At 66.6% G+C, this 20,125-nt stretch carries 22 protein-coding genes; 13 read left to right on the top strand and 9 right to left on the bottom strand.

The genetic code is table 11. The annotated features are described in order from the left end of the window. Window positions 1-30 precede the first annotated feature (30 nt). The 3 genes from HUK65_RS04285 to HUK65_RS04275 form a co-directional block, all read right to left on the bottom strand. Window positions 31-477, bottom strand: coding sequence for a DUF3429 domain-containing protein (locus HUK65_RS04285; protein ID WP_179904906.1), 447 nt, complete (start codon window positions 475-477; stop codon window positions 31-33). Continuing rightward, a complete protein-coding gene (ispH, locus tag HUK65_RS04280) occupies window positions 474-1,427 on the bottom strand; it encodes a 4-hydroxy-3-methylbut-2-enyl diphosphate reductase (protein WP_179904905.1) in 954 nt (317 codons plus the stop codon). The genes HUK65_RS04285 and ispH overlap by 4 nt, the downstream gene beginning before the upstream one ends. Window positions 1,428-1,547: 120 nt before the next feature. Next, window positions 1,548-2,870 carry a zinc ABC transporter substrate-binding protein gene (locus HUK65_RS04275; protein ID WP_179904904.1) on the bottom strand — a complete coding sequence of 441 codons (1,323 nt, stop codon included), beginning with the start codon at window positions 2,868-2,870 and terminating at the stop codon, window positions 1,548-1,550. 70 nt (window positions 2,871-2,940) lie between these two features. Between HUK65_RS04275 and HUK65_RS04270 the strand changes: the two genes are divergently transcribed. Genes HUK65_RS04270 through HUK65_RS04260 form a run of 3 tightly spaced genes read left to right on the top strand, consistent with a single transcriptional unit; the run spans window position 2,941 to window position 5,026 of the window. Further along, entirely contained in the window at window positions 2,941-3,429 is a 489-nt protein-coding gene (locus HUK65_RS04270; RefSeq protein WP_179904903.1) for a Fur family transcriptional regulator, read from the top strand. Beyond that, window positions 3,426-4,214 (top strand): metal ABC transporter ATP-binding protein, encoded by a 789-nt coding sequence (locus HUK65_RS04265; RefSeq protein ID WP_179904902.1) that lies wholly within the window; start codon window positions 3,426-3,428, stop codon window positions 4,212-4,214. Before HUK65_RS04270 ends, HUK65_RS04265 begins: the two co-directional genes overlap by 4 nt. Further along, window positions 4,214-5,026, top strand: a complete 813-nt coding sequence (locus tag HUK65_RS04260; protein ID WP_179904901.1) for a metal ABC transporter permease — start codon at window positions 4,214-4,216, stop codon at window positions 5,024-5,026. The genes HUK65_RS04265 and HUK65_RS04260 overlap by 1 nt, the downstream gene beginning before the upstream one ends. Here the strand turns inward: HUK65_RS04260 and HUK65_RS04255 are convergent. From HUK65_RS04255 to HUK65_RS04240, 4 genes are all read right to left on the bottom strand, one after another. Next, entirely contained in the window at window positions 5,005-6,234 is a 1,230-nt protein-coding gene (locus tag HUK65_RS04255; RefSeq protein WP_179904900.1) for an NAD(P)/FAD-dependent oxidoreductase, read from the bottom strand. The two genes, HUK65_RS04260 and HUK65_RS04255, sit on opposite strands and share 22 nt — an antisense overlap. Window positions 6,235-6,325: 91 nt before the next feature. Then, window positions 6,326-6,565 carry a GlsB/YeaQ/YmgE family stress response membrane protein gene (locus HUK65_RS04250; RefSeq protein ID WP_179904899.1) on the bottom strand — a complete coding sequence of 80 codons (240 nt, stop codon included), beginning with the start codon at window positions 6,563-6,565 and terminating at the stop codon, window positions 6,326-6,328. Beyond that, complete coding sequence (rlmN, locus tag HUK65_RS04245; RefSeq protein WP_179904898.1) at window positions 6,565-7,755, bottom strand: 23S rRNA (adenine(2503)-C(2))-methyltransferase RlmN; 1,191 nt, start codon at window positions 7,753-7,755, stop codon at window positions 6,565-6,567. Before rlmN ends, HUK65_RS04250 begins: the two co-directional genes overlap by 1 nt. 106 nt (window positions 7,756-7,861) lie before the next feature. Then, window positions 7,862-8,374, bottom strand: a complete 513-nt coding sequence (locus HUK65_RS04240) for an invasion associated locus B family protein (protein ID WP_179904897.1) — start codon at window positions 8,372-8,374, stop codon at window positions 7,862-7,864. Window positions 8,375-8,589: 215 nt separating this feature from the next. On the opposite strand from HUK65_RS04240, the gene HUK65_RS04235 reads away from it, so the two are divergent. Beyond that, complete coding sequence (locus HUK65_RS04235; protein ID WP_235441757.1) at window positions 8,590-9,600, top strand: asparaginase; 1,011 nt, start codon at window positions 8,590-8,592, stop codon at window positions 9,598-9,600. Window positions 9,601-9,609: 9 nt separating this feature from the next. Here the strand turns inward: HUK65_RS04235 and HUK65_RS04230 are convergent, their stop codons facing one another. Beyond that, entirely contained in the window at window positions 9,610-10,056 is a 447-nt protein-coding gene (locus HUK65_RS04230; protein ID WP_179904896.1) for a YtoQ family protein, read from the bottom strand. Between the two features lie 128 nt (window positions 10,057-10,184). Here HUK65_RS04230 and HUK65_RS04225 point away from each other — a divergent pair, with 128 nt between their 5' ends. The 3 genes from HUK65_RS04225 (at window position 10,185) to HUK65_RS04215 (ending at window position 12,973) form a co-directional block, all read left to right on the top strand. After that, complete coding sequence (locus HUK65_RS04225) at window positions 10,185-10,838, top strand: protein-L-isoaspartate O-methyltransferase family protein (protein ID WP_179904895.1); 654 nt, start codon at window positions 10,185-10,187, stop codon at window positions 10,836-10,838. Between the two features lie 87 nt (window positions 10,839-10,925). Beyond that, a complete protein-coding gene (locus HUK65_RS04220; RefSeq protein WP_179904894.1) occupies window positions 10,926-12,368 on the top strand; it encodes a TolC family outer membrane protein in 1,443 nt (480 codons plus the stop codon). Between the two features lie 89 nt (window positions 12,369-12,457). Then, window positions 12,458-12,973: a hypothetical protein gene (locus HUK65_RS04215; protein WP_179904893.1), complete on the top strand. Its 516-nt coding sequence runs from the start codon at window positions 12,458-12,460 to the stop codon at window positions 12,971-12,973. 59 nt (window positions 12,974-13,032) lie between these two features. Here HUK65_RS04215 and HUK65_RS04210 read toward each other — a convergent pair whose 3' ends face one another. Further along, window positions 13,033-13,857: an SDR family oxidoreductase gene (locus HUK65_RS04210; RefSeq protein ID WP_179904892.1), complete on the bottom strand. Its 825-nt coding sequence runs from the start codon at window positions 13,855-13,857 to the stop codon at window positions 13,033-13,035. Window positions 13,858-14,098: 241 nt separating this feature from the next. Between HUK65_RS04210 and HUK65_RS04205 the strand changes: the two genes are divergently transcribed. From HUK65_RS04205 to HUK65_RS04180, 6 genes are all read left to right on the top strand, one after another. Then, the gene (locus tag HUK65_RS04205) at window positions 14,099-15,994 is read left to right on the top strand and encodes a propionyl-CoA synthetase (RefSeq protein WP_179904891.1); all 1,896 of its coding nucleotides are present in this window, start codon (window positions 14,099-14,101) and stop codon (window positions 15,992-15,994) included. Window positions 15,995-16,344: 350 nt separating this feature from the next. After that, complete coding sequence (locus HUK65_RS04200; RefSeq protein WP_179904890.1) at window positions 16,345-17,760, top strand: sigma-54-dependent transcriptional regulator; 1,416 nt, start codon at window positions 16,345-16,347, stop codon at window positions 17,758-17,760. An 84-nt stretch (window positions 17,761-17,844) separates the two neighbouring features. Beyond that, window positions 17,845-18,231: a large-conductance mechanosensitive channel protein MscL gene (gene mscL, locus HUK65_RS04195; protein ID WP_179904889.1), complete on the top strand. Its 387-nt coding sequence runs from the start codon at window positions 17,845-17,847 to the stop codon at window positions 18,229-18,231. Window positions 18,232-18,339: 108 nt separating this feature from the next. Then, a complete protein-coding gene (locus tag HUK65_RS04190) occupies window positions 18,340-18,948 on the top strand; it encodes a queuosine precursor transporter (protein WP_179904888.1) in 609 nt (202 codons plus the stop codon). A gap of 319 nt (window positions 18,949-19,267) precedes the next feature. Next, a complete protein-coding gene (locus HUK65_RS04185) occupies window positions 19,268-19,474 on the top strand; it encodes a twin transmembrane helix small protein (protein ID WP_179904887.1) in 207 nt (68 codons plus the stop codon). Between the two features lie 3 nt (window positions 19,475-19,477). Continuing rightward, window positions 19,478-20,050 (top strand): cob(I)yrinic acid a,c-diamide adenosyltransferase, encoded by a 573-nt coding sequence (locus HUK65_RS04180; protein WP_179904886.1) that lies wholly within the window; start codon window positions 19,478-19,480, stop codon window positions 20,048-20,050. The last annotated feature ends 75 nt before the right edge of the window (window positions 20,051-20,125 follow it).

The raw sequence follows: 20,125 nt of genomic DNA, 5'->3' as shown, positions 1-20,125 counted from the left end.
GCTTTTCCTCACATGGGTTCCGGCCCGCGTTTAGCCCAGCACCAGCCCCAGCGCCAGACAGGCCACCACCCCGGCGGTCAGGATCAGCCGCAAGCGCATCCACCAGCGCGGGGTCAGCCCCCATTGCCCGAACTGCATGTCCATTACCAGCAACACCACGAACCCCGTGAGCAACGCCCAGAGCGCCTGCACCGCCCCGCCGCCGACGAAGAAGAACGCCCATAGCGCAGGCAGCACCGACAGCGCATAGCCGCGCCAGCGCCCCGCCTCGCCCCGGGCCGCAAAGCCCCAGAGCACCCCGGACATGAAACACAGGATCACCGTGCCGTAAGCGATCAGCACATAGGGGCCCACGAAACGCGGCCCGATGCTGCGCAGGGTCACCTCGGCCAACGCGGGCGAGAGCAGCGTGCCCACCCCCCACAGGAAGGGCAACAGCCCCGCCAGCCCCAGCCAGAGCGCCGGGCGCGGGATCATGCAGGCTCGCGCAACACGCGGGGGACTTTGAATTCCACCCGCTCGCGCGCGGTTTCCACCAGCTCCACCGTAGTGTCGAACCGCGCGCGGAAGGCCTCGATCACCTCATTCACCAGCTCTTCGGGGGCCGAGGCCCCGGCCGTGATGCCCACGCTGCGGATACCCTCCAGCGCGCGCCAGTCGATTTCGCCCGCGCGCTGCACCAGCTGGGCATAGCTGCAGCCCTTCGCGCGCCCGACCTCGACCAGGCGTTGCGAGTTCGACGAATTCGGCGCGCCGATCACCAGCAGCGCGTCGATATGCGGCGCAATCGCCTTGACGGCTTCCTGGCGGTTGGTGGTGGCGTAGCAGATGTCTTCCTTGTGCGGGCCGATGATGGCGGGAAACCGCGCCTTCAGGGCCGCGACGATACCCGCCGTATCATCGACCGACAGCGTGGTCTGGGTGATGAAGGCCAGCTTCTCCGGGTCGCGCACCTCCAGCCCCGCCACGTCTTCCACCGTTTCCACCAGCAGCACCTCGCCCGCGGGCAACTGGCCCATGGTGCCCACGGTCTCGGGGTGGCCTTCGTGGCCGATCATCACCATCTGCAGCCCGTTGGCGTGGTGGCGCTCGGCCTCGATATGCACCTTCGAGACCAGCGGACAGGTGGCATCGACATAGAGCATCTGGCGGGCCTGCGCCTCGGCCGGGACGGATTTTGGCACGCCATGGGCGGAAAAGATCACCGGCCGGTCGGTCGGGCAATCCTCCAGTTCCTCGACAAACACCGCGCCCTTGGCGCGCAGCCCGTCCACCACGAATTTGTTATGCACGATTTCATGGCGGACATAGACCGGCGCGCCCCATTTCTCGAGCGCCATTTCCACGATCTTGATGGCCCGGTCCACACCGGCGCAGAACCCGCGCGGGGCTGCCAGATACAGGGTCAGGGGGGGCTTGTCAGTCATCGGCCGGTCCTTTGTGTCCTTGTCCAGACCTAGACTTTCAGCCCCCGCCGGTCCAGCCCCCAGGTGCCGTGAAATGGAAAAGGGGCCGCCCGCGCGGCCCCTTCCAGGGTGCCTCGATGCTCAGCCGCGCGCACATTCGGCGATATCGCGGGCCATGTTGCGCATCAATTCGGCATAGAGCCCCGCACCCGGTTCCAGAAGCACACCGGCGGGGTCCAGTTCGGCCCCGACACCAACGCCGGTGCCCTCGACCACCACATCCACATAGCGCGAGGAATGGTTGACCTCGGGGAAGACGCAAGCGGCGCCGGCGTCGGCCAGCTGCGCGCGCAGATCGGACAGGCGCTGCGCGCCGGGGGCCGCGGCATCGCCCAGCGCGATGGTCCCGGCGATGTTCAACCCGAACTGGTCGGCCAGATAACCATAGGCATCATGGAACATCACCAGCGGCGCGGCACCCACGGGCGCCAGCATCTCGGCCACCTCTTCGGCCAGGGCGGCGATCTGTTCACGGCCGGCTTCGGCATTGGCGGCGTAGGTTTCGGCGTTGTCGGGGTCGATCTCGGACAGATGCGCGGCGATGGCGTCCAGCCACAGCTTGGCATTCCCGGTGTTCATCCAGGCATGCGGGTCCAGCCCGTCATGGCTGTGGCCATGGTCATGCGAATGGCCGTGATCATCGTGGCCGTGACCGTGGTCGTCATCACGCGAATGGCCGTGGTCATCATGGCCGTGCCCTTGGTCGTCATCATGCGAATGGCCGTGATCATCATGGCCATGCTCGTGGTCGTCATCATGCGAATGGCCGTGGTCATCATGGCCATGCCCGTGGTCGTCATCATGCGAATGGCCGTGGTCATCATGGCCGTGCCCGTGGTCGTCATCATGCGAATGGCCGTGGTCATCATGGCCATGCCCGTGGTCGTCATCATGCGAGTGGCCGTGGTCATCATGGCCGTGCCCGTGGTCGTCATCATGCGAATGGCTGTGGTCATCATGGCCGTGCCCGTGGTCGCCGTCATGCGAGTGGCCGTGGTCATCATGGCCATGCCCGTGGTCGCCGTCATGCGAGTGGCCGTGGTCATCATGGGCGTGGTCATGCCCAAAGGCATACTCCATCCGGTGCAGGCCCTCGACCTCGATCAAAGTCACAACCGCGCCCGAAACGCCCACACCGTCGATGGCCCGCTGCAGCCAGGGGCTCAACTCCTCACCAACCCAGAACAGCACATCCGCCTGCTCCAGGGCGCGGGCCTGGGTGGGGCGCAGCTGGAAGCTGTGCGGGTCCCCGCCGCGGTCCAGAAGCAGGTCCGGCGTACCAAGATCACCCATCACCTGCGCGGCCAGCGAATGGACCACAGGCATATCGGTGATGACGCGCGGTGCATCGGCAAAGGCGGGGACAGCCAGACTGGCGCTCAGCAGCGTGATGGTGTAACGCATCTCAAACCTCTTGTTCCTGTTCCATGCGGGGATAATATGTTATACCATCACAAGTCAAGCGAGGTTTCCCATGCCCGCCCCTTCGGATCCGGCACGCGCCTTCGAAGCCCATGACCACGCCCATTGCGCCCGCGAGGGCATGGCGCGGGCCGAAGAACTGGCCCGCCAGCGCGGGTTGCGCATGACGCCCGTGCGCCGCCGGACGCTGGAAATCCTGCTGGAGGATCATCGCGCCCTCGGCGCCTATGAGGTGCTGGAGCGTCTGGCCCAGGACGGGTTCGGTCGCCAGCCGCCGGTGGCCTATCGTGCACTGGATTTCCTGGTGGACAATGGTCTGGCCCATCGCATCCAGCGGCTGAACGCCTTTACCGCCTGTTCCCACCCGGGCGAGGCTCATCAGGCCGTGTTCCTGATCTGCCGCCTGTGCAACAGCGTGGCCGAGGCCCCCTCTGCAGCCCCGCGCCAGGCGCTGGAGCGGACCGCGGGCACCGTGGGCTTCAGCGTCGAACGCGCCAGTATCGAGGCCGTGGGCCTCTGCCCCCAATGCGCGACGTCATGACCTCCCCGCACCCGCTGATCGAAGCGCAGGGGCTGGCCGTGGCCTATCGCGGGCGGCAGGTGCTCGGCGGCGTCGATTTTGCCATTGACCGCGGCGAGATCGTCACCGTTGTGGGGCCGAACGGGTCGGGCAAGTCCACGCTGTTGCGGGCCCTGCTGGGGGTTGTGACCCCTTCGGCGGGGCGGGTCAGACGGGCGCGCGGCCTGCGGATCGGCTATGTGCCGCAGCGGCTGCATATCGATGCCGCCCTGCCCCTGCCGGTGCGCCGGTTCCTGTCGCTGCCCGTGCGACAGAGCCCCGCGCGCATTGCCACGGCCCTGGCGCAGGTGGGCGTTCCAGATATCGCCGGGCAGGACATGGCAACACTGTCGGGCGGGCAGTTCCAGCGCGCGCTTCTGGCCCGCGCCCTGCTGTCGGACCCTGATATCCTGATGCTGGACGAACCCACCCAGGGGCTGGACCAGCCCGGCGTCGCAGCCTTCTACAAACTGATCGAGGAGGTGCGCCAGACGCTGGACTGCGCGGTGCTGCTGGTCAGCCATGACCTGCATGTGGTGATGAGCGCCGCGGACCGTGTGATCTGCCTGAATGGGCATATCTGCTGCCAGGGAGCGCCAAAGGTGGTCGCCCGCGCGCCCGAATACCGTGCGCTGTTCGGAATGGGGACCGGGGGTGCACTTGCACTTTATCAACATGAGCATGATCACAGCCATGACGAGAACTGCGACCGTGACCACCCGGCACCCGTCGAGGAGATAGATCAAGAAAAGGCCTCAACGCGCTGATGCTGGATGATTTTCTGATACGCGCCTTGCTGTCCGGGCTGGCAGTTGCGGTGGCGGCGGGACCTCTGGGCTGTTTTGTGGTCTGGCGCCGAATGGCATATTTCGGCGATGCCACGGCCCATGCGGCGATTCTGGGTGTGGCGCTGGCACTCGGGTTCCAGATTTCGATCTTCATCGGCACCAGCATGGTCGCGCTGATGATGGCGATGATTGTCTCGGCGCTGGCGGGGCGCGGATGGGCCATGGACACGACCTTGGGCGTGCTGGCGCATTCGGCGCTGGCGCTGGGGCTGGTGGCGGTATCCTTCCTGCCCAATGTGCGCGTGGATCTGACGGCCTATCTCTTTGGCGATATCCTGGCGGTGTCCCGCTTTGATCTGGGGGTAATTGCCTGCGGCGCGGCATTGGTGACGGCGCTGATGGCCTGGCGCTGGCGGGCGCTGCTGACCGCCACCCTGAACGAGGACCTGGCCCATGCCTCGGGGATTGATCCGGCGCGCGAACGGATGGTGCTGACCGTGGCGCTGGCCATCGTGGTGGCGGTGGCGCTCAAGGTGATCGGCGCGCTGCTGATCGCGGCCATGCTGATCATCCCCGCCGCCGCCGCACGCAACATGGCCCGCAGCCCTGAAGCCATGGCGCTGCTGGCCATTGCAATCGGCATGGTTGCGGTCTGGGGCGGGCTGCAGATGTCGCTGCGGCTGGATACGCCTTCGGGGCCCAGCATCGTGACCGTGGCCGCCGCAGTGTTTGCCGCCTGTCTGGCGGGGGCGGCGCTGGCGGCGGCCGCTCAGAAACGGCTTGGCAGATAGGGCGCGGCCACGCCCCCCCGCCCGGCCACCAGATCCGCCACCATCCGCGCCGTCACCGGCGCCAGGGTAAGGCCCAGATGCCCGTGGCCATAGGCATGGATCACATCATCCCCCGCGCGTGACGGCCCGATCACCGGCACACTGTCGGGCAGCGACGGGCGGCAGCCCATCCAGCTTCGGCTGATCGCAGGCAGGTCCGGCAGCACGGCGCGGGCGCCCTCCTCCAGCACCGCAACCCGGTGGGGAGAGGCCGGCGCCCCCAGCCCGCCAAGCTCTACCGTGCCGGCCACGCGCAGCCGCCCTTCCATGGGGCAGAAATAGAAGCCGCGTGACACCGGGGTCATCTGGCGTGTGATCGGCTGCTCCTCCATGTCGAATTCGATGTGATAGCCGCGTTCGGTGTCCAGCGGCACCCGGTCCCCGGCCATGCGGGCCAGCGGGCGGGACCAGGCGCCCGCGGCCAGCACCACGCGGCGCGCGCACAGATGCGTGCCGTCATCGCAGCGGATGATCACGCCATTGGCCCCCCGCTCCAGCCCCGTGGCGCGGGCAGTGATGCGCGCCACCCCCGCGCCGGGCACGGCTGCCGCCAGCAGGCGCAGCATCCGGCCCGGATCGCTGACGGTCATGGTGTTGGGGAAATAGGCCGCACCGACAGCCGCTTCGCCAGGAAGGCCCGGTTCGAGCTGCCCCAGTTCATCGCGCCCCAGGCGCTCAACCTGCACCCCCAGATCCCGCTGCCACTGCAGGGACGCCTCCGAGATATCCGCAGCGCTTTCATAGAGGTAAAGCGAGCCACGCCGCCGCAGCACATCGCTGCCGCCGATCCGGTCCGCCTGATCGCGCCATTCGGCGGCAGCATCGGCCAGCAGCGCGGCAATGGCGCGGGCATTGCGCCGCGCGGGGCCGGGCAAGGATTGCAGGGCAAAGCGGGTCAGCCAGGGCAACAGCGACAGGACTGCCGAGCGCCGGATCGCCAGCGGGCTGAGCCGGTCAAACAGCAGCGACGGCAGGTTGCGCAGCACATCGGGCGTGCCCACCGGCAAAACCGCGTAATCGGCAATCACCCCCGCATTTCCATAAGAGGCCCCGTCGCCCCTGTCCTCGGGCGCGATCAGCGTGACCGCGTGGCCTTCATCGGCCAGGCGCAGCGCCACCGAAAGGCCGACAACCCCTGCTCCCAGAACCGCAATCTCGGATGAATGCATGTCAGCCCCCTGATCAGTTACGCCAGCGGACCCTAGGGCATGGCCACGGGGGATTGAAGCGACCGCGCACCGGCAACCGGGGGAAAATGCCTCAGCGCCGACCCTGGTATTTCTGCCAGACCCAGATCAGCCCCATCGAGGCCAGAAGTGCGATCACGAACATCACCACCCAGCCCGCCGAGGCCATGAGGAACCGAAACGCCATGCCGCCCAGCACCGCGCCGATCACCCCCACCACCATGGCGGTGGGCATGTCCACATTGACGCGCATCAGCCGCGTAGCCACATAGCCCGCCGCCGCGCCGATTACGACCAGTAGGATGACGGGCATCAGCCCCCTGCCCCGCCCGCAACCTCGGCCGCGATCTGAGCGCGGGATTTCCGCGCCCGTTCGGTTTCCGATTTCAACTGCCCGCAGGCGGCCATGATATCCTCGCCGCGCGGGGTGCGGATGGGGCTGGCATAACCGGCCTTGTGGATGATGTCGGCAAAGGCCTCGATCCGCGCCCAGTCGCTGCGCACATACGGGGCGCCGGGCCATTCGTTGAAGGGGATCAGGTTGATCTTGGCCGGGATCCCCGCGATCAGCTTCACCAGCCGCCGCGCATCGGCATCCGAGTCATTCACCCCCTTGAGCATGACATATTCAAAGGTGATCCGTTCCGAGTTCGACAGCCTTGGATACTCGCGCAGGGCGTCCAGCAGCGCGGCGATGTTCCAGCGCTTGTTGATCGGCACCAGCTTGTCGCGCACCGCGTCGGTGGTGGCATGGAAGGACACCGCCAGAAGGCAGCCGATTTCCTGCGCCGTGCGCGCGATCTCCGGCACCACGCCGCTGGTGGAGAGCGTGATGCGGCGGCGCGACAGCGTCAGCCCTTCATTGTCCATCACCACCTGCATGGCATCGCGGACATTTTCGAAATTGTAGAGCGGCTCGCCCATGCCCATCAGCACCAGATTGCTGACCAACCGGGTTTCATTCTTCGGCGCGCCCTGCACCGGCCATTCGCCCAGATCATCGCGCGCGACCATCAACTGGCCGACGATTTCAGCGGCGGTCAGGTTACGCACCAGCTTTTGCGTGCCGGTGTGGCAGAAGGAACAGGTCAGCGTGCAGCCTACCTGGCTGGACACGCAGAGCGTGCCGCGGTTTTCTTCGGGGATGTAGACGGTTTCGACCTCATGCCCGCCGGCGATGCGCAGCAGATACTTGCGGGTGCCATCGGCGCTGGCCTGGCGGCTGACCACCTGCGGCAGGTCGATGGTGAAATGGTCCTCCAGCAGCGCGCGGTAGTCCTTGGCCAGGTTGGTCATGGCCGCGAAATCGCGCACGCCCCAGTGATAGAGCCATTGCCAGACCTGGCCCAGGCGCATCTTGACCTGCCGCTCAGGCGTGCCGATGGCGCGCAGTGCCTCGGCCAGTTGGGAGCGGGTCAGGCCGATGAGGTTGGTCTTGCCCTCCTGCGGCGGGGTGCGCCGGATGGTCAGCACGTCCTGGGTGATGGGCGCGGTGGCGGTCATGGGGTCTTCTCCGGGCGGGGCATGGCCCCTGTCATATAGCAAGAAACGCCGGGCATGACAGCCCGGCGCAGCAATTCATCGTCTGGCCCCCGGCTGGGGGCCGGTGTCACTCGGCGCAGCGCTCGGCCGCGGTTTCGGTCGCCGCCGTATAGCCGAAGAGCGAGAACGTGTCCCGCGTGTCCGTCCCGCGCGAGGAGCGCGCGGTCAGCACAGCCTCGGCCCCGCCACGCATGGCGGCCATGATTGCGGCGTCATCCTCGGCCGAACCGGCCCAGGCCCATTGCCCTTCGACGAACAACTGAAACTCGTTCGAGCCGATGGTCAGCCCCACGGTGGAGTCCGGGTCGAACGGATAGCCGCCGGTGAACGACACCTCGCCCGGTGTGCCACCGGCGCGATAGGTGGTGAACAGCAGGATATCGCCGCGCCGCACACTGGCCGGTTGCCCGCCCCGGGTGTTGACCACCTCCTGCGGCGAGGAGACGACCCAGCATTCCCGCGGATCGCCATCGACGAACACGCTCCAGGCGGTCTCCACCGCAACGCGGTTGGTGGAGTCCTGTGCATATGCCTGCGCTGCCGCGCCAAGGGCCATCGCCACGCCCAGCGCAAGGTTCATTGGTGCAAAGGGTCTACTTGTTGCGATCATCTGTCCCACAGCCTCCAGCCTGCTCTGTCCGCCCGCCATTCCATCCGCGCCCTGACCCGATCGGTGCCGGGCGTCTTGTCTGTCGCGGGCGGTCGTGCTCTAACCGGACCCGTAATAGCGCGAACAGGCGGCGGTCGGAAAGGGCCGTTCGCATAAAATCGCGCAGCCGTGAGCAGGAGCAGGCAATGCTGCGCGAAAATTCCGCCCCGCAGGCCCACCGGATGATCGAGCTTTGGCGCGGCGAGATGGTGGAAAGTGTCCATGCCGGGCATGCGGTGATCTGCGATGCCAGCGGCGCCGTGGTGGACAGCTGGGGCGATGCGGATGCGCCGATATACCCGCGCTCCTCGGCCAAGATGATCCAGGCGCTGCCGCTGCTGGAAAGCGGCGCAGGCGCAGAGCTGACGCCGCAGCATCTGGCGCTGGCCTGCGCCTCGCATCAGGGGGCGGCGATCCATACGGACGCCGTGGCGCGCTGGCTGGCGGATATGGGCCTGGGCGAAAGCGACCTGCGCTGCGGCGCGCATGACCCCTATGACAGCGACAGCCGCGACACGCTGGTGCGCGCAGGCGATGCGCCGTGCCAGTTGCACAACAACTGTTCCGGCAAGCATGCGGGTTTTCTGATGCTGAACCGCCACCTGCGGGGCGGGGCGGAATATGTCGAGGCCGATCACCCAGTGCAGCGCGCAGTGCTTGAGGCGTTCGAGGCGGTCACCGGCGAAACTGCGCCCGGATACGGGATCGACGGCTGTTCGGCGCCGAATTTCATCACCACCGTCACCGGGCTGGCACGCGCCATGGCGGCTTTTGCCGCTGCCAGCGACAGTGGCGATGCCCGCGCCCGCGCCATGGTCCGCCTGCGAGAGGCGATGATGCTGCACCCCGAACTGGTCGCGGGCGAAGGCCGCGCCTGCACCGAACTGATGCGCGCCATGGGCCAGCAGGCGGCGATCAAGACCGGGGCCGAGGCCGTATTCGTGGCGATCCTGCCACAGCAGCGGCTGGGAATCGCGCTCAAGATCGTGGATGGCGGCACCCGCGCCTCGGAGGCCGCGATTGCCGCGCTGCTGATCCGCGCGGGGGTGCTGGACGCAGGCCACCCGGCGGCGCAGGCGCGGCTGGGCGGGCCGATCCATAACCGCCGCGGGCTGCTCACCGGGTATCTGCGCGCCGCGCCGGGCTTTCCGGGCTGATCCGGGCGCTCAGCCGGGCAGCTTGCCGGTCAGCACATAGCGCAGGACATCGACCACCTGCTCAGGCTCCTGCGCCACCGCCAGGGCTGCGGCATCGACTTCCTTGAGCGCATGGGCATGTTCGGGCGGGTGCAGGATGATCAGCGACTTGCCCAGCGCGCTGGCATACCCGGCGTCGAATGCGGCATTCCACTGCTTGTATTTTTCGCCGAAGCGGACCACCACCACATCGGCATCGGCGATCCCCTTGCGGGTGCGGATGGCATTGACCATGGCGCCCTTGTGGTCATGCCAGTACTTGTTCTCCTCGGCCCCCAGGATGGCGACCCCGCAATCATCCGAGGCCGCGTGATCCGTCACCGGGCTGTTGAAACTGACCTCCAGCCCCTTCGCGCCCTCGATGATCCGCTCGCGCCAGTCGGTGTGGATCTCACCGGACAGATAGACCTTGAGCATGTTCTCTCCTTCCGTTTGTGCCGTAACGCCGGGGGCACAACCCCCGCCGAAGGTGCTGCGCCTTGTTGCCCGCCCCGCGTTTATGTGGCAAGAGTTATCGCGATACAGCAAAGCCGAGAGTTCATTCCATGACGGACTATCCCGCCCGCCGCATCATGATGGTCGATACCCAGGTGCGGCCTTCGGATGTGACCAAGTTTCCCATCATCGACGCCATGCTGCGGGTGCCGCGCGAAGCCTTTGTGCCCAAGCCCCTGGCCGAAGCGGCTTATGTCGGCGAAAACCTGAACCTGGGCGATGGCCGTGTGCTGCTGGAGCCGCGCACCCTGGCCAAGTTTCTGGATGCGCTGAACATCGGCGAAACCGATCTGGTGCTCGATGTCGCCTGCGGGATGGGATATTCCACCGCCGTCATCGCGCAGATGGCCGAGGCCGTGGTCGGTATCGATGACAATGCCACCATGGTGGCCGAGGGCCAGGCCGCGCTGAGCGCCATGGGCGCCGACAATGCCGATATCCGGCAGGCCGAACTGACCACCGGCGCCCCGGGCAGCGGCCCCTATGATGTGATCATGGTCCAGGGCGGGGTCGAAACCTTTCCCCAGGCGCTGGCCGATCAACTGGCCGAAGGTGGCCGCGTGGGCTGCCTGTTCATGGATGGCGCGCTGGGCGTGGCCCATATCGGCGTCAAGACCGATGGCCGGATCGCCTGGCGCGATGCATTCAACGCCGCCGCGCCGGTGCTGGAAGGGTTCGCGCGCGAACGCGCATTCAGCTTCTGACGGGCCCGGGCCATGCGTGCGGGCCAGACGGGCAGGAAAAGGCACGCCAATAACCGGGCAAACGCCCCCATGCAGGAGGCAGGCAGAATGCAGGGACTTCACGGAACGGGCGGCTGGATCAGGGGCGCGCGCAGGGTCGCATTGGCAGGGTTGGCGGTGCTGGCCCTTGGCGCTCCGCCGCTGTCGGCACAGTCGCTGACGGACACCCTCGTTGCGGCCTATCGCAACTCGAACCTGCTGGACCAGAACCGCGCCACGCTGCGCGCGGCCGATGAAGACGTGGCCCAGGCCGTGGCCAGCCTGCGCCCGGTGGTCAATTTCGTCGCCCGCAGCCAGGCGCAATTCAACCAGGATTCGCTGCGCGGCGACAGCAGCCAGTTGTCCGCGTCGCTGAACCTGTCGGCCACTGTCACGCTCTATGATTTCGGGCGCGGGCAGTTGGGGGTGCAGGCAGCGCGCGAACAGGTGCTGGCGGTGCGCTCGGCGCTGGTGGGGCTGGAACAGCAGGTGCTGCTGAATGCGATTGCGGCCTTCATGGATGTGCGCTCGGCCACGGACACGGTGGCTTTGCGCGAATCGAACGTGCGGCTGATCACGCAGGAATTGCGCGCCGCGCAGGAGCGGTTCGAGGTCGGTGAGGTCACCCGCACCGATGTCGCCATTGCCGAAGCGCGTCTGGCGGGCGCACGCAGCCTGCTGGCCGCCGCGCAGGGCGATCTGCAGATCGCGCGTGAGGCCTATCGCTTCGCCACCGGCACCGCGCCAAGCCAGTTGCGCCAGCCCCCGGCCCTGCCCGCCACCGCGCGCAACCTGGACGCCGCCCAGCAGGTGGCACGGGTCACGCATCCCTCCATCCGCCAGGCCCAGCATGAGGTTGCCGCCGCCGATCTGAACGCCGAACGCGCGGCGGCGCAACGGCTGGGATCGGTCACCGGCTCGGCCAGTGCCGGGTTCGGCACCTCGCGCAGCCTTGACGCTGCCCCGCAGGGGGTGCAGCGTAGCGGCACCAACCAGTCCGCCTCGCTGGGGCTGGAGTATTCGCGCCCCATTTACAGCGGCGGGGCGCTGTCATCACAGAACCGCCAGGCCATTGCGCGCCGTGACGCGGCGCGGTCCAACCTGCACCAGACGGTGGCACAGGTGTTGCAGAACGTGGCCCAGGCCTGGTCCCGGATGGAGGTCGCCAGCGCACGGATCGATGCCAGCGAACGCCAGATCCGCGCCGCGCAGACCGCATATGACGGGGTCCGCGAAGAGGCGGCGCTGGGCGCGCGCACCACGCTGGATGTGCTCAACGCCGAGCAGGAGCTTCTGGACGCCCGCGCCGCGCTGGTGTCCGAACAGGCGCAACTGCAGGTGGCCGCCTATTCGGTTCTGGAAGCGATGGGGCTGCTGACAGTCGATCACCTGAACCTTGGCATTCCCACCTATGACCCGGAAGCGTATTTCAACGCGGTGCAGAACGCCCCCGCGCGCTCTGCGCAGGGTGAGGCGCTGGACCGGGTGCTGCAATCGCTGGGTCGGCAGTAACCCTGCCAGCGGACAGGGCCGATTCCGGGATTCCATCGGACGGGGTTTCGGGTTAGGCTGGCACAACAACAAGAAACAGCAGGGCAGGCATGTCGGATTCATTGTCCCCGCGGGAAATCGAGGATGTGCTGTCCTCGATCCGCCGCTTGGTATCGCAGGAGGCCGCGCTGGCGCGGGCGCCATCGGATCGGCTGTTGCTGACGCCATCCCTGCGCGTGGTCAACACGAACGGGATGCCCGAAGCGGCCAACGGCCCGGCATCACCGCAACCGACGGCAGCGGATGCGGGGCAGCCTGACGGCGAAAGCGTGAACGCGGCCGTGCGACGCATTGCGGCGGAGAACCGGGGCGCAGCGGGGTCCGCGCCGGGCGGGGCGGACGCGCAGGATGCCGAAGCCGGCGCCCCTTCGATGCCCCAACCGCGGCCCGATGCGGAAGAGGCCCCGGCCGATGTGGTGATCGACGAAGCCATGCTGCGGGATCTGGTGGCGCAGATCCTGCGCGAGGAATTGCACGGCACCATGGGCGAGCGGCTGACCCGGTCCATCCGCAAGCTGGTCCGCGCCGAAGTGGCCCGCGCGCTGAGCGAACGCGAGTTCCTGTAAACCCCCTCTGCCTCCTTTGGCCGCGACAAGCGCCGCCCCTGCGCGCCTGTCGCGTGCCGTCACACCCGCGCCAGCAGCCAGTCCAGTGCCCGCCCCGGCAACAGGCGCCTTGCAGCGGCCATGCCATGCGTGGGCAGGGTCACGAAATAGCGCGGACGGGGGGCGCGCGCCTCAAGCGCGCGGATCAGAACCCGGGTCACGGCATCGGGGGGCAATTCGAACCGGTCCGGGGCGCGATCTTCATACAGCCGCGCCAGCAACTCCCCTTCGTATTGCGCCCGGCGCGGCGAGGCGCGCCAGTCGATCCAGCGTTCGAAATGGGGGATCGAGTTCTGCCGGATACGGCTGGTCACCGGGCCGGGTTCGATCAGCACCACATGCACCCCGGTTCCGCGCATTTCCAGCCGCAGCACATCCGTCAGCCCTTCGAGTGCGAATTTCGTCGCCACATAGGCCCCTCGCCAGCGCAGGGCCGCCAAGCCCAGCACGGATGAATTCTGCACGATCCGCCCGCCGCCCTGCCCGCGCATCACCGGGATCACCCGGCGGGTCAGGTCATGCCAGCCAAAGAGGTTTGCCTCGAATATGGCGCGCAGGGCATCGGTGGGCAGATCCTCGGCCGCGCCGGGGATGGCATAGGCACCATTGTTGAACAGCGCATCCAGCCGCCCGCCCGTGACGGTCAGGACATGGTCCAGCGCAGCGCCGATGCTTTCGGGGTCGGTGTAATCCAGCGTGCAACTCTCCAGCCCCTCGGCCTGCAGGCGCGCACAATCGGCGGGCTTGCGGCAGGTGGCAAAGACCTGCCAGCCACGCGCGGCCAGGGCATGGGCAGCATGGTAGCCGATCCCCGAGGAACAACCGGTGATCAGGATGCTGCGCATGAAGGGCCTCCGGGTATGGGCTGGCGGTTGTGCGGCGCCGCAGCGCGCAGCCATGACTTTGCAAAATCAGCGATGGCACTGGTGTTCTTTTGCAGAAATGCGGGCTTTGCAAACTGATTCCAGATTCCGGGGAAAAATTTGCAAATTTCCACAAGATAGCCCTCGTTGGTGCCGGTAACAGCATTGCGTGACGCCCCGTCACTCGCGTAACAAAATGCCAATGTGGCCGGAGGAGATGTACATGGGTTACGCCGAGATCTACAAGCGCTCGATCACCGATCGCAATGCTTTCTGGATGGACCAGGCCGGGGCGATCGATTGGGTGACACCACCGACGCAGGCGCTGTTCGATGACCGCGCCCCGATCTATGAATGGTTCGCCGATGCCGAGGTGAACACCTGCTTCAACGCGCTGGACCGCCATGTGGCCGCAGGCCGCGGCGATCAGGTGGCGGTGATCCACGACAGCCCGGTGACCGGCACCAAGACCCATATCACCTATGCCCAGATGCTGGACCGCGTGTCACGGCTGGCCGGTGCGCTGGCCGCCAAGGGCGTGTCAAAGGGCGACCGGGTGCTGATCTACATGCCCATGGTCCCCGAGGCGCTGGTGGCCATGCTGGCCTGCGCACGGCTGGGCGCGATCCATTCGGTGGTCTTCGGCGGCTTTGCCGCGCGCGAACTGGCCACGCGGATTGATGACGCGCAGCCCAGGGCAATCATCGCGGCGTCTTGCGGGATCGAACCGGGGCGCGTGGTCCATTACAAACCGCTGCTGGACGGCGCCATCGACATGGCCACGCACAAGCCTGATTTCTGCGTCATCTTCCAGCGCGAACAGGAACGCGCCGAACTGATCCCCGGGCGTGACCATGACTGGGATGCGTTTCAGAAAGACGCCACCCCCGCCGATTGCGTGCCGGTCAAGGGGAGCGATCCGGCCTATATCCTTTATACCTCAGGCACCACGGGCCAGCCGAAGGGGGTGATCCGCGCCACGGGCGGGCATCTGGTCGCCCTCGCCTGGACCATGAAGAACCTCTACAACGTCAACCCGGGCGAGGTGTTCTGGACCGCCTCGGACGTGGGTTGGGTCGTGGGCCACAGCTACATCTGCTACGGCCCGCTGATCCACGGCGCCACCACCCTCGTGTTCGAAGGCAAGCCCGTGGGCACGCCGGACGCGGGCACCTTCTGGCGGGTGATCGAGGAACATCGCGTCGTCAGCTTCTTCACCGCCCCCACCGCCTTCCGCGCCATCAAGCGTGAGGACCCGCAGGGCAAGCTGGTGGGGGACTATGACCTGTCCTCGCTGCGCGTGTTGTATCTGGCCGGCGAACGCGCGGACCCGGATACGATCCTCTGGGCGCAGGACAAGCTGGGCGTGCCGGTGATCGACCATTGGTGGCAGACGGAAACCGGCTGGGCTATCGCCGGGAACCCCATGGGGTTGGAGCCGCTGCCGGTCAAGATCGGCAGCCCGTCGGTGCCCATGCCGGGGCATGAGATTCACATTCTGGATGAAGGCGGCAACCCGCTGCCGCCCGGGGAACTGGGCGCCATTGCCATCAAGCTGCCGCTGCCGCCGGGGACGCTGCCGAATCTGTGGAACGCCGAAGACCGTTTCCGCAAATCCTATCTGACCACGTTTCCAGGCTACTATGAAACCGGCGACGCCGGGTATCTGGACGAGGACGGCTATGTCTACATCATGGCGCGCACCGATGACGTGATCAACGTGGCCGGGCACCGCCTGTCCACGGGCGCCATGGAGGAAGTGCTGGCCAGCCACCCGGATGTGGGCGAATGCGCGGTGATCGGCGTTTCGGATGAATTGAAGGGCCAGTTGCCGCTGGGCCTGTTGTGCCTGAATGCCGGTGTCACCCGCGACCATGCCGAGGTCACGGCCGAATGCGTGAAACTGGTCCGCGAAAGAATCGGCCCTGTTGCCGCCTTCAAGCACGCGGTGGTGGTGGATCGCCTGCCCAAGACGCGCTCGGGCAAGATCCTGCGCGCCACCATGGTCAAGATCGCCGATGGCGAACCCTTCAACATGCCCGCCACCATCGATGACCCGGCCATCCTGGACGAGATCACCGCCGCGCTGAAACCGCTTGGTCTTGCGGCCCGGGACTGAAGCCAAGCGCCTGCCCCCGGCCCCGGCCGCTGGGCAGGTCGCTTCTTGCTTGCGCATCACATGCCAGGACGCGAGCCAGTGCTTTTTTCACAACTTCGTGTTGCTTTTCCGTGTATACCTGTTCATCGTTATGGCGTGCTGGCGGTGCATGTTCCGCAACCGCAACGTGTTTTGGAATGTGTTTTTCGGGAACCCAAGTGACGTGACTCTCTATCCCCCTGTGTCAATCGCGGGCCGCTTTCCGGAAAGAATGCGCCTGTATCTCAGTAACCCGTGCAGATATCCCGAATCCCCAAGGACGCCGGACGACTGGCGGCAAGCGGGCGCGTCATCGGTCTGCAGGTGCTGCAATGGCCGCTGACGCATCGCATGGTGGTGGCACGGGGTTTCCGCTTGTCCTTCTGGTAGAAGACACAGCGTCATTGCGGCTGACCTACAGCGCCGTCCTGAAGGCTGCAGGGTTCGAGGTGGAGGCCGCCGAGACGGGGGCCGAGGCGATCGAGAAGCTCCGCAGGTGCCGGCCGGTGCTGGCAGTCATGGACCTGATGCTGCCGGATCGCGACGGGCTGGATCTGTTGCAGACCTTTCAGCAGATCGCGCCGGACACGCCGCTGGTGGTGGTCACCGCCCACGGGTCCATTGACCGCGCCGTCAGCGCGATGCGCGCCGGAGCCCATGAGTTTCTGGTCAAACCTGTGGACCGGGCGCGCCTGATCGAGGCTGTCACCCATGCCCTGAAGGCAAGGTCCTGCGTACCCGCCGCAACACTCGGCGGCCAGCGCGATACCCTGCCCCCGTTCATCGGCGCCTCCCCTTCCATGCAGGAAACCTATCGCCTGATCCGCTCGGTGGCGCGGTCCATGGCGACGGTTTTCATCACCGGCGAAAGCGGCACCGGAAAGGAGTTGTGCGCCGAAGCCGTGCACCGGCTGTCCACCCGGCGGGAAAAACCGTTCATCGCCCTGAACTGCGGCGCGATCCCCGGCGACCTGCTGGAATCCGAGGTCTTCGGCCATCTGAAAGGTTCTTTCACCGGGGCGATTTCCGACAAGCAGGGCGCCGCCGCAGCAGCGGATGGCGGCACCCTGTTCCTGGACGAAATCTGCGAGATGGACCTGAACCTGCAAACCAAGTTGCTGCGGTTCCTGCAGACCTCGACCATCACGCCGGTGGGCGCCACCCGGGCGCGCAAGCTGGACGTGCGCATCGTCTGCGCCACCAACCGCGACCCCGAGGACGAGGTCCGCCACGGCCGCTTCCGCGAGGATCTGTTCTATCGCCTGCATGTGGTGCCGATCCACATGCCCCCCCTGCGCGACCGGGGCGAGGATGTGGTCGAACTGGCGCAGACCCTTCTGGAACGCATGGCCGCCGAGGAAGGAAGCACCCTCAACCGGATCGCCCCCGCGGTGCTGGACCTGTTTCGCGCCCTGCCCTGGCCCGGGAATGTCCGGCAACTGATCAATGTTCTGCGCAATGCGGTGGTCCTGAACGAAGGTCCGGTTCTGACGCCGGACATGCTGCCGAAACGGCTGCAGGAACAGTCGGCCAGCGAAGCCTGCGCAGCGCCCTCGCCCCCCCCTGCAGGCAACGCAACCGCGCCGGAAGATCCGTTCAGGGGCTGGACGCTGGCGCGGATCGAACGCATGGCGATCGAGGCCGCGATCCGGCGCAATGACGGGTCGGTTCCGCAGGCGGCGCGGGAACTGGGCGTGTCACCATCGACCCTGTATCGCAAGCGCCAGCAATGGGGCGAGTGCGGCTGAGCGCCACGCGCCTGCGCCCGCCCGGGGTTGCCACCGCGCAGCTTTCGGCCAGACTGCGCTCCGGATCGGATACCGGAGGATCGCATGCTGACCGAATTTCGCAATTTCATCGCCCGCGGCAATGTCATCGACCTGGCCGTCGGCATCATCATCGGGGCGACCTTCACCGCCATCGTCAGTTCCCTGGTGCAGGATCTGATCAACCCGCTGCTGGGGCTTGTCGTCGGCGGTGTGGACTTTTCGGAACTCAGCTTTGGCGTCCGTGATGCGCAATTCATGTACGGCAATTTCATCAATGCCGTCATCAAGTTCCTGATCACCGCCTGGGTGGTGTTCGTGCTGGTCAAGCTCGTCAACCGCTTGCGCAGCATCCGCCAGCGCCCCCAGCCAGATCCGGAACCCGCAGCCCCCAAAGGCCCCACCACCGAAGAGCTGCTGATCGAAATCCGGGACGCGTTGCGCGCGCGCTGAGCGCCAGCCAGACCCTTGCGCGCGGGCCCCGGGCGGTGTAACGCACCGCCTGCCGTGCCCGAACGGGTGCGGCCAAGTCTCCGCAACCTTGTCAAAACGGATAGATCCATGACTCGCGCACATCTGCCCGGCATCCTTGCCATGGCGGCGATTGTCGTCGCCTCGAACATCCTTGTCCAATTCCTGTTCGGCAACTGGCTCACCTGGGGGGCCTTCACCTATCCGCTGGCCTTTCTGGTCAATGACCTGATGAACCGCTTCTACGGCCCTTCGGCCGCGCGCAAGGTCGTCTGGGTCGGCTTCGCCGTGGGCGTTGCCTTCTCGCTGGTGGCCACGGCCTTTGACGCCACCACCTTGCGGATCGCGCTGGGGTCCGGCATCGCCTTCCTGACGGCACAGATGCTGGATGTGGTGATCTTTGACCGCCTGCGCGAAGGCCGCTGGTGGCGCGCGCCGCTGGCCTCGACCCTGGTCGGCTCCACGGTCGATACCGCGCTGTTCTTCACCATCGCCTTTTCGGCCTCGCTCGCCTTCATCAACCCTGCCGATGATGTCAGCTGGGCCGCCGATGTGCTGCCGCTTCTGGGCGTCGGCCCCGAGGTTCCGCTCTGGGTCAGCCTGGCCGTTGCGGACTGGATGGTGAAACTGGGACTGGCGCTGCTTGCATTGGTGCCATTCCGGATCATCGTGGGGAAATTTTCGCAACCCATCGCATGATTTCTTTTGACATACACAAAATATGTGCCACCTTCGGTATCAACAGCAACGTAATGAAAGGAGGTGGTCCAGTGTCTAGAGTGATGTTGGAGAGAGGTGCGAAGACAGTCGAAAGGGAAGCGTCCTGACGGCAGCCCGGACGGGCGATCCTTTCGATTGAGCCAAGGCTCTAACTGGCTCCATCTCCTGAAGCTCGCTTGGGCCGCCCCGTATCGGGGCGGCCCTTTCGATTGGCGCTTCCTCGCATCGATCCAAGATTCCCGTTCGCTTTTTCCGCCGGAACCATTACATGCCCTTGAGGCGACGGCAGGAGGTGTTCATGCTCAACGATCCGCTCTTCATCCTTGGCGCGATTGCGTCCCTTGTGGTGCTGGGAATCCTGCTGGTGGGCGTCGGCGGCTTTGCGCGCGGTGGCGAATTCAATCGCAAACACGCCAACCGCCTGATGCGCTGGCGGCTGGGGGCGCAATTCGTGGCCGTGATCCTGATCGTCGCCTTTGCATGGTTCAAGGCACAGACGGGGTAACCGATGGTCGTTCTCAACAAGATTTATACCCGCACCGGCGATGCCGGTCAGACCGCTCTGGGGGATGGCACGCGCGTCTCCAAGACCTCGGCCCGGGTGGCGGCCTATGGCACGGTCGATGAGCTCAACGCCACGCTGGGCATGGCGCGGCTGCACGCAACAGGCGACATGGCCGAGGCTCTGGCCCGCATCCAGAATGACCTCTTCGATCTGGGCGCCGACCTCTGCCGCCCGGATATGGAACGCGACGCCGAGGCCGAATACACGCCCCTGCGCATCCTGCCCGCCCAGGTGGACCGGCTCGAATCCGAGATTGACGCCATGAACGCCGACCTGGAGCCCCTGCGCAGCTTCATCCTGCCCGGCGGCAGCGCGCTTTCGGCACATCTGCACCTGTGCCGCACGGTGGCCCGCCGGGCCGAACGGCAGACCGTGGCGCTTGCCGCCCTCGAAGGGATCAACGAATCAGCCCTGCGCTACCTCAACCGCGTCTCGGACTGGCTGTTCGTTGCCGGGCGCATCGCCAATGACAGCGGCCGTGCCGACGTGCTTTGGGTGCCTGGCCTCACGCGCTAGACGCCCTGCCCCGCGCCATGGCCGCAGAAATCCGCGGCCGTGGCCCACAAAGCCCGGGAACGCGACGTCCGGGCG

Source organism: Rhabdonatronobacter sediminivivens, assembly GCF_013415485.1.
GTDB classification, from domain to species: domain Bacteria; phylum Pseudomonadota; class Alphaproteobacteria; order Rhodobacterales; family Rhodobacteraceae; genus Rhabdonatronobacter; species Rhabdonatronobacter sediminivivens.
Note: the sequence above shows the minus strand (reverse complement) of the source record. Positions and strands in the feature narration are given on the sequence as shown.

What these genes read in the sequence shown, in the direction of transcription:
- HUK65_RS04230 (WP_179904896.1), bottom strand. Translation starts at nt 10,056, where the DNA reads ATGCTCAAGGTCTATCTGTCCGGTGAGATCCACACCGACTGGCGCGAG.
- HUK65_RS04275 (WP_179904904.1), bottom strand. Translation starts at nt 2,870, where the DNA reads ATGCGTTACACCATCACGCTGCTGAGCGCCAGTCTGGCTGTCCCCGCC.
- HUK65_RS04285 (WP_179904906.1), bottom strand. Translation starts at nt 477, where the DNA reads ATGATCCCGCGCCCGGCGCTCTGGCTGGGGCTGGCGGGGCTGTTGCCC.
- HUK65_RS04205 (WP_179904891.1), top strand. Translation starts at nt 14,099, where the DNA reads ATGGGTTACGCCGAGATCTACAAGCGCTCGATCACCGATCGCAATGCT.
- mscL (WP_179904889.1), top strand. Translation starts at nt 17,845, where the DNA reads ATGCTGACCGAATTTCGCAATTTCATCGCCCGCGGCAATGTCATCGAC.
- HUK65_RS04270 (WP_179904903.1), top strand. Translation starts at nt 2,941, where the DNA reads ATGCCCGCCCCTTCGGATCCGGCACGCGCCTTCGAAGCCCATGACCAC.
- HUK65_RS04265 (WP_179904902.1), top strand. Translation starts at nt 3,426, where the DNA reads ATGACCTCCCCGCACCCGCTGATCGAAGCGCAGGGGCTGGCCGTGGCC.
- HUK65_RS04225 (WP_179904895.1), top strand. Translation starts at nt 10,185, where the DNA reads ATGACGGACTATCCCGCCCGCCGCATCATGATGGTCGATACCCAGGTG.
- HUK65_RS04215 (WP_179904893.1), top strand. Translation starts at nt 12,458, where the DNA reads ATGTCGGATTCATTGTCCCCGCGGGAAATCGAGGATGTGCTGTCCTCG.
- HUK65_RS04240 (WP_179904897.1), bottom strand. Translation starts at nt 8,374, where the DNA reads ATGAACCTTGCGCTGGGCGTGGCGATGGCCCTTGGCGCGGCAGCGCAG.
- ispH (WP_179904905.1), bottom strand. Translation starts at nt 1,427, where the DNA reads ATGACTGACAAGCCCCCCCTGACCCTGTATCTGGCAGCCCCGCGCGGG.
- HUK65_RS04235 (WP_235441757.1), top strand. Translation starts at nt 8,590, where the DNA reads ATGCTGCGCGAAAATTCCGCCCCGCAGGCCCACCGGATGATCGAGCTT.
- HUK65_RS04190 (WP_179904888.1), top strand. Translation starts at nt 18,340, where the DNA reads ATGACTCGCGCACATCTGCCCGGCATCCTTGCCATGGCGGCGATTGTC.
- HUK65_RS04260 (WP_179904901.1), top strand. Translation starts at nt 4,214, where the DNA reads ATGCTGGATGATTTTCTGATACGCGCCTTGCTGTCCGGGCTGGCAGTT.
- rlmN (WP_179904898.1), bottom strand. Translation starts at nt 7,755, where the DNA reads ATGACCGCCACCGCGCCCATCACCCAGGACGTGCTGACCATCCGGCGC.
- HUK65_RS04200 (WP_179904890.1), top strand. Translation starts at nt 16,345, where the DNA reads ATGGCCGCTGACGCATCGCATGGTGGTGGCACGGGGTTTCCGCTTGTC.
- HUK65_RS04180 (WP_179904886.1), top strand. Translation starts at nt 19,478, where the DNA reads ATGGTCGTTCTCAACAAGATTTATACCCGCACCGGCGATGCCGGTCAG.
- HUK65_RS04220 (WP_179904894.1), top strand. Translation starts at nt 10,926, where the DNA reads ATGCAGGGACTTCACGGAACGGGCGGCTGGATCAGGGGCGCGCGCAGG.
- HUK65_RS04250 (WP_179904899.1), bottom strand. Translation starts at nt 6,565, where the DNA reads ATGCCCGTCATCCTACTGGTCGTAATCGGCGCGGCGGCGGGCTATGTG.
- HUK65_RS04185 (WP_179904887.1), top strand. Translation starts at nt 19,268, where the DNA reads ATGCTCAACGATCCGCTCTTCATCCTTGGCGCGATTGCGTCCCTTGTG.
- HUK65_RS04210 (WP_179904892.1), bottom strand. Translation starts at nt 13,857, where the DNA reads ATGCGCAGCATCCTGATCACCGGTTGTTCCTCGGGGATCGGCTACCAT.
- HUK65_RS04255 (WP_179904900.1), bottom strand. Translation starts at nt 6,234, where the DNA reads ATGCATTCATCCGAGATTGCGGTTCTGGGAGCAGGGGTTGTCGGCCTT.